The organism is Stenotrophomonas sp. YJH_SMC_37 (assembly GCF_059370035.1).
In genome coordinates this window covers 408,005-420,687 of sequence record NZ_JCAFTG010000001.1, presented here as the reverse complement: position 1 = coordinate 420,687, position 12,683 = coordinate 408,005, and the positions used below count along the sequence as shown (strand labels likewise).

Annotated in this window: 11 protein-coding genes; 7 read left to right on the top strand and 4 right to left on the bottom strand. The window is 66.5% G+C overall.

Annotated elements, in window-relative coordinates; translation table 11 throughout:
- The first annotated feature begins 39 nt into the window (after nt 1–39).
- From AC5P8J_RS02065 to AC5P8J_RS02050, 4 genes are all read left to right on the top strand, one after another.
- Nucleotides 40–1,704, top strand: coding sequence for a sensor domain-containing diguanylate cyclase (locus tag AC5P8J_RS02065; RefSeq protein WP_494540057.1), 1,665 nt, complete (start codon nt 40–42; stop codon nt 1,702–1,704).
- A 34-nt stretch (nt 1,705–1,738) separates the two neighbouring features.
- Nucleotides 1,739–2,461, top strand: a complete 723-nt coding sequence (locus AC5P8J_RS02060) for a pseudouridine synthase (RefSeq protein ID WP_019659152.1) — start codon at nt 1,739–1,741, stop codon at nt 2,459–2,461.
- A gap of 143 nt (nt 2,462–2,604) precedes the next feature.
- Complete coding sequence (locus tag AC5P8J_RS02055; protein WP_456115409.1) at nt 2,605–3,675, top strand: sensor domain-containing diguanylate cyclase; 1,071 nt, start codon at nt 2,605–2,607, stop codon at nt 3,673–3,675.
- A 162-nt stretch (nt 3,676–3,837) separates the two neighbouring features.
- A complete protein-coding gene (locus AC5P8J_RS02050; protein WP_021203648.1) occupies nt 3,838–4,998 on the top strand; it encodes an AAA family ATPase in 1,161 nt (386 codons plus the stop codon).
- Between the two features lie 30 nt (nt 4,999–5,028).
- Here the strand turns inward: AC5P8J_RS02050 and AC5P8J_RS02045 are convergent, their stop codons facing one another.
- Nucleotides 5,029–5,976, bottom strand: a complete 948-nt coding sequence (locus AC5P8J_RS02045) for a DMT family transporter (RefSeq protein ID WP_010486385.1) — start codon at nt 5,974–5,976, stop codon at nt 5,029–5,031.
- 129 nt (nt 5,977–6,105) lie between these two features.
- Here AC5P8J_RS02045 and AC5P8J_RS02040 point away from each other — a divergent pair, with 129 nt between their 5' ends.
- Entirely contained in the window at nt 6,106–6,669 is a 564-nt protein-coding gene (locus tag AC5P8J_RS02040; protein ID WP_459389608.1) for a Pr6Pr family membrane protein, read from the top strand.
- On the opposite strand, the gene AC5P8J_RS02035 is transcribed toward AC5P8J_RS02040, so the two are convergent.
- The gene (locus AC5P8J_RS02035; protein WP_021203650.1) at nt 6,590–7,465 is read right to left on the bottom strand and encodes a DUF72 domain-containing protein; all 876 of its coding nucleotides are present in this window, start codon (nt 7,463–7,465) and stop codon (nt 6,590–6,592) included. The two genes, AC5P8J_RS02040 and AC5P8J_RS02035, sit on opposite strands and share 80 nt — an antisense overlap.
- Nucleotides 7,462–7,905, bottom strand: coding sequence for a VOC family protein (locus AC5P8J_RS02030; protein ID WP_021203651.1), 444 nt, complete (start codon nt 7,903–7,905; stop codon nt 7,462–7,464). The genes AC5P8J_RS02035 and AC5P8J_RS02030 overlap by 4 nt, the downstream gene beginning before the upstream one ends.
- Nucleotides 7,906–8,015: 110 nt before the next feature.
- Here AC5P8J_RS02030 and AC5P8J_RS02025 point away from each other — a divergent pair, with 110 nt between their 5' ends.
- Nucleotides 8,016–9,578, top strand: a complete 1,563-nt coding sequence (locus AC5P8J_RS02025; RefSeq protein ID WP_021203652.1) for a serine hydrolase — start codon at nt 8,016–8,018, stop codon at nt 9,576–9,578.
- 155 nt (nt 9,579–9,733) lie between these two features.
- Entirely contained in the window at nt 9,734–11,566 is a 1,833-nt protein-coding gene (gene smrA / locus AC5P8J_RS02020) for a multidrug efflux ABC transporter SmrA (protein ID WP_111102003.1), read from the top strand.
- Between the two features lie 39 nt (nt 11,567–11,605).
- Here the strand turns inward: smrA and AC5P8J_RS02015 are convergent, their stop codons facing one another.
- The gene (locus AC5P8J_RS02015) at nt 11,606–12,682 is read right to left on the bottom strand and encodes a TraB/GumN family protein (RefSeq protein ID WP_227854132.1); all 1,077 of its coding nucleotides are present in this window, start codon (nt 12,680–12,682) and stop codon (nt 11,606–11,608) included.
- Nucleotide 12,683: the final 1 nt, after the last annotated feature.

The following is a 12,683-nucleotide window of genomic DNA, read 5'->3' as shown; positions in this document are numbered from 1 at the left end:
GCGCAGTGGGCGCGGACGTAAGCAGGAACAGGACGTGGCGTGGGCGGCAGGCAGTGGCGGTATGGAACAGGAGCGGTGCTGGCCGTCCTGATGGTGTGGTTGGCGTTGCCGTGGCCGCTTCAGGCTGCAGAGGCCGTGTCGGGCCATGATTATCTCCTGGTCGGCGGCGCTACCGACGAGCCGACGCCGCACCGCGCATGCACGCCGCAGATGCTGTCCGGCGCCCGCCAGCAGGTGCTGGTACCGGCTCCGCCGCAGGGCTGGTCAGGCCAACCGCAGGCGCTGGACGTGTTCAACGTCTTTGCCGGTGAAGTGCGCGTCCAGCATGGTGACCGCGAGATCTGCGGCAACATGCACGACGCGCGCACCCGCGATTCACGTTTCCGGGCTGGCATCGGCCTGGTGGCGGTACCGCCGGCCGGCAGCCATGAGCCGTTCCTGGTCTCCTGGCAGACACCGCTGAAGACACGTTGGGTACCGACCCTGCGGCTGGGCGCGCCCAGCCCGGTGCAGCAGAACGACACCGCCCGCCTGCTGGTGCGCGCGGCCTGCATCGCGGTGGCGATCGCGCTGGCGCTGTCGGCGTTGATGGCCTTCCTGACCACCCGGGACCGCAGTTTCCTGGTCTACATCGCCGGCACCACCGTGATGGTGCTGTGGCAGGCAATCCTCGGCGGGCTCAGCGGCTATCCGGAACCCTGGCTGCCGGTGGGCGAGCACGGCGCATGGTGGCTGCTGGCGCTGACCGCTGCGACCCAGGCACTGGTGCTGCCGGCGCTGTGGCGGCTGAACGGAGGCGATCGCGTGCTGCCTCGATCGCGCCCGGCCCAACTGGCGGTGTTGTGGGCCCTGATGGCGCTGGCCGTGCTGGTGCCGTGGCTGCGCTGGGAGCATCTGGCCTGGGTCGCGAAGGGCTTGCAGGTGTCCTATCTGTCCGGATGTGGCCTGGCACTGATGGTCGGCGTCTGGGGACGCTGGCGCGGCGACCGTTGGGCGCAGGCGGGTCTGGCCGCGCTGGCACCGATGCTGGTACTGATCATCGCCGATGCCTGTGGTGCGGCGTGGCTGCTGGAATACCGGGTGGAGGCGCTGCAGCTGGCGGTGACCTGGCTGTTGATGATGGCCGCGTATGCGTTGAACCAGCGGCTGGGCCGGCTGCGCCAGCAGCGTGATGAACTTCGCCAGCTGGCCGAGACCGACGGCCTGACCGGGCTTCCCAACCGTCGCGCCGGACTGCAGCAGCTGGCCCGCCACCTTGAGCGGGTCGACCGCGAGCGTGGCCCGCTGGTGATCGGCTTCCTCGACATCGACCTGTTCAAGGACATCAACGACCGCCATGGTCACGCCGTGGGCGACCTGGTGCTGGTGGCGGTGGCGCGTGCCCTGCGCATGGCAGTGCGCAGCCAGGACGAAGTGGTACGGATGGGCGGCGAAGAGTTCCTGCTGCTGATGCCGGGCATGCCGCGCGAGGCCGCTTCGGCGCGACTGGACCGGTTGCGCCAGCGAATCACCGAGGCTGGCCAGGCCCTGCAGGTGCCGGGGCTGGAGGTGACCGCCAGCATCGGCCTGGCGCAGTGGCGACCGGGCGAGGACGATCTGGCCGGGCTGCTGCGGCGGGCCGACCATGCCATGTACGTGGCCAAGCGGGCGGGCCGCAACCGGGTCTTCGACGGCGAGGAGCTCGATCCGCCCGCCCTGGCATGAAGCGCAGCGGGCGGCGATGCCGGATAATGGGCCGATGACCACCCGACTCAACAAACATATCGCCGACACCGGCTTCTGCTCCCGCCGCGAGGCCGATCGCCTGATCGCCGCGCGCCGCGTTACCGTCAACGGCCATCCGGCCGGTACCGGCGCGGTGGTAGGCGAGGAAGACCAGGTGCTGGTCGACGGCCAGCCGCTGCGCGCCCGCGTGGCACGCAAGCCCGGCGCCCGCCGCCACGTCTACATCGCACTGAACAAGCCGGTAGGCGTCACCTGCACGACCGAAACTTCGGTCAAGGGCAACATCGTCGACTTCGTCGGTCACGAACAGCGCATCTTCCCGATCGGCCGCCTGGACAAGGACTCCGAAGGCCTGATCCTGATGACCAGCAATGGCGATATCGTCAACCAGATCCTGCGCGCCGAAAATGGCCACCAGAAGGAATACCTGGTGGCGGTGAACAAGCCGGTCACCGATGAGTTCCTGCGCGGCATGGCGCGCGGCGTGCGCATCCACGACCAGATGACGCTGCCGTGCAAGACCTCGCGCATCGCCAAGTTCGGTTTCCGCATCACCCTGCAGCAGGGCCTGAACCGGCAGATCCGCCTGATGGCTGCCGAGTTCGGCTATCGCGTGACCCAGCTGCGCCGCGTGCGCATCGACAACATCAAGATCGGCGCGCTGAAGCCGGGCCAGTGGCGCAACCTGACCGAGCAGGAGCTGCAGGGCCTGCTGCCGAAGCAGCTGGACTGGTAACGCGCGGTAGTGCCGGCCGCTGGCCGGCTACTCCAGGCATCGAATGCGCGCGGGATGCCGGCCAGCGGCCGGCACTACCCGTTGTGCGGATTACGCGCCGGCATCAGCTAGACTTTGCAGTGACCTGCCGGAAGTGACGCTGCATGATCAAGCCCGACAAGCCTGCCAACGAAGCCCTCCGGCTCGAGGCGCTGTACCGCTACCGGATCCTTGATTCGCAGCGCGAGAAGTCATTCGACGACCTGGTGGCGATCGCCAAGGCGGTCTGCGGTACCTCGATGGCGGCGGTGACCCTGATTGACGTCGAACGGCAATGGTTCAAGTCGATCCAGGGCGTCGACGCGGCGGAAAACCTGCGCAGCGAATCGATGTGTGGCCACGCCATCCTGCAGCCGCACGAAATCATGGTGGTCGAGGATGCGTTGCAGGACATCCGCTTCCACGACAACCCGGTGGTGACCGGCGACCCGCACATCCGCTTCTACGCCGGTGCGCCGCTGATCAGTTCCGATGGCCTGCCGCTGGGTACGCTGTGCGTGTTCGATGCACAGCCGCAGCACCTGCCAAGCGACAAGGCCGAGGCGCTGGCCGCGCTGTCGCGGCAGGTGATGCTGGTGATGGAGCTGCGCCGTTTCGCGCTCGACATCCAGAACCACATGCTGGAACGCGATGATTACGAGCGCCTGCTGTCGGAGTACCACGACGTGCTGCTGGCGCAGAACGCCGACCTGGCCGAGCAGAGCCGCACCGATGCGCTGACCGGCCTGCCGAACCGCCGCGCGATGGCGGCGGCGCTGGACGAGGCAGTGGCGGTGACCGGGGATCAGCCCGCTGTGGCCTGCGTCGCGCTGCTGGACATCGACCACTTCAAGCACATCAACGATTTCCAGGGCCACGCCACCGGCGACCGGGTGCTGGCCGAGCTGGGCACGCTGCTGCGCTCGCACTTCGCCGGCCGTGGCATGGCCGCGCGCTATGGCGGCGAGGAGTTCGTGGCGGTGATGCCGGCGACCGACCTGCAAACCGCCGAACTTCAGTGCGAGTTCCTGCGCCTGGCCGTTGCTGATCTGCCGCTGGGGTTCCCGGTCACGATCAGTATTGGAGTGGCCCAGCACCAGCCCGGTGAAAGCGTGGATGAGACGCTGGCACGTGCCGACAAGGCGCTGTACCGGGCCAAGGGCAAAGGTCGCAACCGGGTGGAACGGGCGGACTGAAACACGGCGGTTCGCGCGTTGAACGCATGCGACGCGTGGATGATTCGATGCCGCTCCAGTAGATCCACGCCATGCGTGGATGCTCTTCCCGTTTCACTTGGCGTCGCAGCTCCTGCGATCAGAACCGGCCAGCATGACGCCCTGTTTCCCCGGACGCCGCCCATGCTGCAGACCCTGGCCATCGCCCACTATCGTTCGCTGCACGGGCTCGTACTGCCGCTGCAGCAGTTGAATGTGGTGACCGGTGACAACGGCAGTGGCAAGTCCAGCCTGTACCGTGCCCTGCGCCTGCTGGCCGAGACCGCGCAGGGCGGCGTCGCGGCGGTGCTGGCCCGCGAAGGCGGGCTGGGCTCGGCGCTGTGGGCGGGTCCGGAAAAAATGGACCGTCGGGTTGCTGCCGGCGAAATCACCCTGCAGGGCGGCCCACGCCAGGAATCGGTGGGATTGAAGTTGGGCTTCGCCACTGACGAATTCGGCTACGCCATCGATCTGGGCTACCCGCCGCCCAGTCGATCGGCCTTCGCACTGGACCCGCAGATCAAGGCCGAGGCGATCTGGGCCGGCCCGTTCCTGCGCAGCGCCAACCTGCTGGTTGATCGCCGTGGGGCAATGGTTCGGCAACGTCATGCGCGCGGTTGGGATCTGGTGGATGACCGGTTGTCGCTGTTCGACAGCCTGTTCACCCAGGTCGGCGATCCGCAGCGCCTGCCGGAAACCATCGCCCTGCGCGAGTACATCCGTCGCTGGCGCTTCTACGACCATTTCCGCAGCGACGCCGATGCACCGGCGCGGCAGCCGGCGATGGCCACGCGCACGCCGGTGCTGCATCACGACGGCCGGGATCTGGCGGCAGCCTGGGTGACCATTATCGAGATCGGTGACCCGGTGGCGTTGGCACGCAGCGTCGACGATGCGTTCCCCGGTGCCACGGTCGGCTTCGAGGAGCTGGACGGTCGACTGGCCCTGCGCTTCCACCAGCCGGGGTTGCTGCGGCCGTTGTCGATGGCCGAACTGTCCGACGGTACGCTGCGCTTCCTGCTGCTGGCTGCTGCGCTGCACACGCCGCGTCCACCGCCGCTGCTCGTGCTCAACGAGCCGGAGACCAGCCTGCATCCGGACCTGCTGCCGGCGCTGGCGCGGCTGATCATCGCAGCCAGTTCGCGCAGCCAGGTATGGGTGGTGTCACACGCCAGCCGCCTGATCGCGGCGCTGGAACAGGCGCCAGGGTGCCATTCGCTGCATCTGTACAAGGAACAGGGCCGCACGCTGTTGAGCGGGCAGGGCCTGCTGGATGCGCCGGCCTGGCATTGGCCGCAGCGTTGATACGGGCGTCCACGCCATGCGTGGATGCATTCAATCGGCGATGTTGCGCGCCTCGGCCGTGCCAAGAATCTCCGGATGCTGCACCGGCTTGCGGCGGTTCAGCAGCGGATGCAGGAACACCGCGCCGACGATGATCGCCACGCCCAGGTAGAACCACGGGGTGACCTCGTGCTGCTCGCGCAGCAGCACCACCGCCAGCACCACCGCATAGACCGGCTCCAGGTTGGTCACCAGCTGCACCGTGTAGGCGCTCAGGTGGCGCAGTGCGACCAGGGCCAGGGCAAACGGCAGCAGCGTGCAGAACCCGGCCAGCACCAGCAGCAGGATGCCGTCGTGCAGGTCCGGGACCACCCACAACGGGCTGGCCAGCGCAGGAAGCAGGTAGGGCATCAGCGGCGCCAGCAGGGTCAGGGTGAGGGTGCCCGCACCCAGCTCCAGCGCGGTGACCGTGAGCGGATCGGCGTGGCTGACCATGCGCTTGTTGAGCGAGCCGAACACCGCCACCAGCAGCGCTGAGATCGCGCCGATCAACACACCCAGGCGCATGCCATCGGGCACGCCACCGACCACCAGCGCAACACCCGGCAGCACCGCCAGGCCGAACGCCAGCTCACGCAGCTGGAACGGCCGCTTGGCCACCCACGGTTCGATGATCGAGGTGAACACCGGCGCCAGTGCGATGCAGGTGGCAGCCACCGAGGCATTGGCCAGCTTCACCGCGCCATAGAAGGTCAGCCAATGCAGGGCGACCAGCGCGCCAATGCCGGCGTAGCCGGCGACCAGCCGCAGGGGCAGGGTGCGCAACCCGCGCCAGACCCGTGGCAGCAGGGCCAGCATCGCCGTCACCAGCAGCATGCGCCACCACACCAGCGGCAGTGCGGGCAGGGTGATCAGCTTGCCGAGGATGGCGGTGATGCCCCACAGCAGGACACAGAAGTGGATCTGCCACAGCGCTTTGCGGGTGTCGGGTGTGCTCATCGGCCTATTGTGAGGCAATCGCGCGGCCGTCGGCGATGACTGTGGCATGCTCGCGGCATCGACCCAGAGAACCGAGCCATGGCAGCCGATTGCTCCCTTCTGCGCGGATGGGCCGCACTGACTGCCCTCATGGCGGCAGCCTCGCTGCTGTTGCAGCACCTGTTGCTGGTGCAGGGGCCGGGGGCGGCGGCCGGGATCGGCGTGGCGACGCTGCGTTTCTTCGGCTATTTCACCATTCTCAGCAACCTGGCTGTCTGCGTAGGATGTGGGTGGGTGGTCCTTGGCAGAGTGCTCAAGCCGGCGGTGGCGGCGAGCCTGGCGCTGTGCATCGGTGTGACCGCGTGCGTCTACGTGCTTGCATTGCAGGGGCTGTGGCAACCGACCGGGCTGCAATGGTGGGTCGATGCGGGCCTGCACTATGTCGTGCCTGCCCTGTTCCTGCTGGGGTGGCTGCTGCTGTTGCCGCACGGTGAGCTGCGCTGGCGCGCGCTGGGCGGCGTGCTGCTGGTACCGCTGGCCTACCTTGGCTGGGCGATGCTGGTCGCTGCAATGACCGGACAGGCGCCGTATCCATTCCTCGAACTGCAACGCCTGGGCCTGGCGGCCTTCCTGCTCAACGTGCTGCGCGTTGCGGGCGTGTTCGTGGTGGGCTGGACCCTGCTGTGGGGGCTGGACCGCTGGCGCCGTCGATGAGGCGCTGCAGGGCCATCGCTGCCGCCGGGTTGCGGGCCTTGCCGGCACCGATGCACAGCAGGTAGACCTCGCGCGGGGTTTCCGGGGCGTGCCCGGCCAGACAGGGCAGGTCGTCCACCGGCTCGCCGCGTGACCAGCGTCGCGCGCGTTCAGCCCAGCGCTGCTGCACGGGTGCAGGCAGGCCCTCTTTCAAGCGGGCCTGGCTGCGCTTGATCCGCGCGTAGACGAAGCCCGAACTGACGTCGCCGTGCAGCGGCGCCTCGTCGCTGTCCTCGATCACCAGTGCCACGCCGTGGCGGCGCGCGGCGGCGACCAGTGCGGGGCCATGTGCTGCGGCATTGCGGACCTCCAGCGCATGCTGCAGCGGCACCCCTTCCAGCTGCTTCGGCAGCTGCGCCATCAGCGCGTCCAGTGCATCGGCGTCGGCCGGGTGGCGTGGATCGAACTGCCACAACAACGGGCCAAGCCGGTCACCGAGCGCGATCGCTGCCTGCAGGAAGGGCGCGGCTGCCTCCACCGTGCTGGACAGGTCGCGGCGCTGCACCAGGTAGCGTGGTGCCTTCATCGCAAAGCGGAAGCCTTCCGGCGTTTGCGCGGCCCACTGCGCGCACTGTGCGGCGGTGGGCGTGCGGTAGAAGGTGCCGTTGATTTCGATGCAGCGCAGGGCGCGGCTGGCATGGGCCAGCTCTTCACGCTGCGGCAGGCCCACGGGGTAGAAAACGCCGCCGCGCCATTCGGGAAACACCCAGCCACCGATGCCGCAGCGGATCTCCGCCTGCCGGGCGGTCGCGGTCACTGGCCGTGGTCCGTGCGCCACGGGTCGTAGCTGCCGAACCACCACAGATAGCCTTCCGGGTCGGCGCAGGCATAGCCACGGCCGCCGTAGTCCTGGTCGGCGATGTCGATGACGACGCGGGCACCGGCGGCCTTGGCCCGGGCGTAGTGCGCGTCGGCATCGGTGACGATCACGCAGGCACTCTGCGTCTGGCGGCCGCCGACCTCATCAGGCAACGCCGCATGCTCGCTCCACGCGCTCTGGTTGCTGGCCGAGCCCAGCATGATCATCCCGGTGCCGAAGGTCAGCTGCGCATGGAACACCGTGTCGCCGTCGGCATACACGGCCTGGGCATGGAAGCCGAAGGCGCGCTGCAGCCAGTCGATGGCGGCCTGCGCGTCGCGATAGCGCAGGCACGGAATGATGGTGGAGCCGTTGCTCGGTTGGCCGTTTCCGCCCATGACACCCCTCCAATGGCACAGGGCAGGGTGCGCCGCAGACCGTTACCATCCCGCGAAACCCCGGTGACGGCCTGCACATGGCCGCTACCCCTGTTCGGAGATCGTGCTGGATGAAACCCTGGATTGGAGGAGCCGTGCTGCTGGCGTGCACGACCATGGCGAGCGCTGCCACCCCGGCGCAGCTGCAGGAGCTGGATGCGACCGTCGAGCGCGTGCGCGCGCAGTTCGACGTGCCCGGTATTGCGGTGGCGGTGGTCAAGGATGGCGAGGTGGTGCTGGAGCGCGGCTGGGGCGTGCGCGAGCAGGGCAAGCCGGAACCGGTGCAGGCCGATACGCTGTTTGCCATTGCGTCCAACACCAAGGCGTTCACCGCCACTTCGCTGAACCTGCTGGCCGAGGACGGCAAGCTGAAGATGGATGACAAGGTGATCGACCACCTGCCGTCGTTCCGCATGTCCGATCCGTTCGTGACCGGGCAGATGACGATCCGCGACCTGCTGTCGCACCGCAGCGGGCTGAGCCTGGGTGCCGGCGACCTGCTGTTCTGGCCGGCCACCTCCTACAGCAATGCCGAAGTAGTCGAACGGCTGGGCAGGGTGCCGCTGAAGGGCGGTTTCCGCGAGAGCTACGCGTATGACAACATCCTGTACGCGGTTGCCCAGCAGGTGATCGAGCATGTCTCGGGCATGAGTTACCAGCAGTTCCTGCAGACGCGCATCTTCGACAAGGTGGGCATGACCGGCACGCGCTACAACGCCGATCACCTGAAGCCGGGCGACAAGGCCGCGGTCGGCCACGCCAAGTACGATTTCAAGGACCTGCGCACCGTTGCGCCGCTGACCTGGTCGAACAATGCCGGCGCCGGCGGCATCTATTCCAGCGCGCACGACATGGCGCGCTGGATGCAGGTGCAGCTGGCCGAAGGCAAGCTGGCCGACGGCACGCCGTTGTTCAGCGAGAAGAGCCAGCAGCAGATGTGGCGGATGATCACGCCGCAGTCGATCCCGGCGCCGAGCGTGCCGGAGCTGGCACCTGCGCGGGCCAACTTCGCCGGCTATGGCGAAGGCTGGAGCCTGAGCGACTACCGTGGGCAGAAGCTGGTCTGGCATACCGGTGGCTGGCCGGGCATGGTTTCGCGGCTGACCCTGGTACCGGGCGAGAAACTGGGCGTGGTGGTGCTGACCAATCAGGAAGTGGGCGCGGCGTTCAATGCGATCACCCTGAGCGTGCTCGATGCCTACCTGGGCGGTGAAAAGCATGACTGGGTGGACGCCTATGCCAAGGCCGTGGCCAAGGGACAGGACAAGGCCGACGAGGCCTGGGCCAAGCACCAGAGCGCACGCGACAAGGGCAGCAGGCCATCGCTGGCGCTGGCCGGCTACACCGGCAGCTTCCGTGACCGCTGGTATGGCGACATGCAGATCAGCGCCGAAGGCAAGGGCCTGCGCCTGCGCTTTGCGAAGACCGCGCAGCTGAGCGGGCGCCTGGAGCACTGGCAGCACGACACCTTCATCGTGCGCTGGGACGACCGTTCGCTCAACGCCGACGCCTTCGTGAACTTCAGCCTGGACCCGGATGGCAAGGTGCGCGAGGTGCGCATGCAGCCGATTTCCGACCTGACCGATTTCAGTTTCGATTTCCAGGACCTGCTGTTCACCCCGGTCAAAGAATGAGGGTAGTGCCGGCCGCTGGCCGGCAACCTCATGATCTCTGGAAACGTAGCGAGGTTGCCGGCCAGCGGCCGGCACGACCGCAGCCGCAGCGATCGTCGGCCGGCGTACACATGCGGCGTGGGATACTCCGTCGGCTAAGATGGCGAGGGAATGCGATGTTCCGTTGGTTTGAATCCCTGATTCCGGTGTTCCCGCCCGTGGATGGGCGCATGCCACCGCGCAAGGTGCTGCCGTTCTACCTGCACTACCTGCGCCCGGTGTGGCCGGTGCTGCTGGCCACGCTCATCGCCGGCCTGCTCCTGGCGCTGGTGGAAGTGGCCATGTTCGATTACCTGGGCCGCATCGTCGACATGGTCGCCGAGCAACCCGGTGCCGATTTCTTCAAGCGCCATGCCAATGAACTGGGCTGGATGCTGTTCATCACGGTCATCGCGCGGCCGATCCTGGTCGGCCTGCACAACCTGCTGGTCAACCAGGCCATCGTGCCCGGCCTGAGCAACCGCTCGCGCTGGCTGATGCACAACTACGTGGTTCGGCAGAGCCTGAGCTTCTTCCAGAACGACTTCGCCGGCAGCGTCGCCAACCGGGTGATGCAGACCGGTACCTCGCTGCGCGAGTCGGCGGTGCAGATGGTCGACTCGCTCTGGTACATCGTGGTCTATACCGGCACCGCGCTGTACCTGTTCGCGCAGGCCGACTGGCGGCTGATGGTGCCGCTGATCCTGTGGCTGCTGGCCTACGTGGTGATCATGGTCTACTTCGTGCCGCGCGCGAAGGAGCGGGCCTGGATCGCCTCGGAAGCACGTTCGAAGGCAATGGGCCGCATCGTCGATGGCTACACCAACATTCCCACGCTGAAACTGTTCGCCCATGGCGGGCGCGAGCAGGCCTACGTGGCCGAGTCGATCCAGGAGCTGGCAGTCAAGCACCGCGCGCAGACCCGGGTGACCACCGGCATGGACCTGACCATCGCCATCGTCAACGGTTTCCTGATTGCCGGTACCTGTGGCCTGGCCCTGTGGCTGTGGAATGGCGGCCACATCACTGTCGGCGCGATCACGCTCGCGACCGGCCTGGTGATCCGCATCCACAACATGTCCGGCTGGATCATGTGGACCATCAACGGCATCTTCGAGGACATCGGTACGGTACAGGATGGCATCACCACCATTGCCCAGCCGCTGACCGTGCAGGACCGCGAGGACGCGGTGCCGTTGCAGGTGACCCGCGGTGGCGTGCACTTCCAGGACATCCACTTCCACTACGGCAAGAAGGGCGGCGTGATCGCAGGCCTCGACCTGGTGGTGAAGCCGGGCGAGAAGATCGGCCTGGTGGGTCCTTCCGGTGCCGGCAAGTCGACCCTGGTCAACGTGCTGCTGCGCCTGTACGACCTGGAAAGCGGCCGCATCCTGATCGACGACCAGGACATTGCCTACGTCACTCAGGAAAGCCTGCGCCAGCAGATCGGCGTGGTCACCCAGGATACCTCGCTCCTGCATCGCTCGATCCGCGACAACCTGCTGTACGGCCGGCCGGACGCGACCGATGAGCAGTTGCGCGCTGCGGTGGCCAAAGCACGTGCCGAGGCCTTCATCGATACGCTGGTGGACGGGCAGGGGCGTCGTGGCTACGACGCGCATGTCGGCGAGCGCGGCGTGAAGCTTTCCGGCGGCCAGCGCCAACGCATCGCCATTGCCCGCGTGCTGCTGAAGGACGCACCGATCCTGGTGCTGGACGAAGCAACCTCGGCACTGGACTCGGAAGTGGAAGCGGCGATCCAGGACAGCCTGGATGAGCTGATGGGCGGCAAGACGGTGATCGCGATCGCGCACCGGCTGTCGACCATCGCGCGCATGGACCGGCTGGTGGTGATGGACCAGGGCCGCATCGTCGAGACCGGCACCCATGCCGAGCTGATTGCTGCCGGTGGCCTGTATGCGCGCTTGTGGGCGCGGCAGACCGGGGGGTTCGTGGCGGCCGATCAGTGACTTCGATGTGACCGCGTTGCAAGGTGCCAAGTTACATCGTCACCCGTCCGGATGATTTGAGGTTTCACTTGCTCCGATGTTTGGAGGTCGCGGCTGATCGCCAAAGAACACCCTGGCATCGGGGATGTATCCCTCGTCCACGAGTACCGCGGCCATGCCTTTTGAATGCAGAAGATCATCCAAGGGCAGAGTGGTGAAAACCGTACTGTGCCGCGAAGTAGTTGAGCGGAGCACTGCAACCCAGTGAGTTCGTCTCTGGATATCAAGGTCAATATTCATCGTAGTGGCGATCGCGTCGTTGGTCAGACGAGCCCAGCACCGGGAGGGCGATGGAGGGGCATGCAGGAGCGCGCCCGATTCAATATCTCCCTCTGCCCACGCATGACCTAGCTCATCTAGGTTATCGAGCCAGGGCCGCAGGCTTGATGTGGCATCCGAGAAGCATTTGCGGTCTTTCACGGAGTCGATGTGAAAATTCTGGATAGTTTCCCTGGCGCCTCTCACCAGCATCGGGAAGCGGGCGTTGATCATCGGGATCCCATGATCGCGGGCCATGCGGTCAATGGCTCGAGAAAGTGGCTCACCGGCTCGGGCTCCACTGAATTGCAGTGCAGCATCATGAATTTTCCAAGCCGCGTACATTGGGCGCATCCTCTCAATGCTCGCGTCATGCAGGCCATAGAGAATCTTGAGATCGCTCAATCGCGTGTACTCTTCTTCGGTGAGCTCGTCACGAAGCGTTCTTCTACCTGAAAGGAACTTGAGCTTGCGGATGGCGGGCCACAGAATGAGGCTGCGAAATACCCCGCCATCGTGCTCCACGGTCACGCCCGGAGGGCTCAGAATTGCATCAGACGTCGAGATTGCTGCTTCAACGCTGCGAGTATCGATGGATAGGCTCTTTCCTAGTGGTTGAATCGTGCCCAGTACAAGCAGCGTTGAAGAGCCTTTTCTGAACTGCCAGATGCGCGGGCCGGGGGCTGAGTGGACCGCGTGGATCGCAGGAAGATGAGTTGCATCGGCATTCTCTTGATCCGTTGCGTATCCATTGATGGGCGCCATCGCCATCAGGGCGATGGCCGCCAAGGTAATGGAAGGATAATGAAATTGATCCATG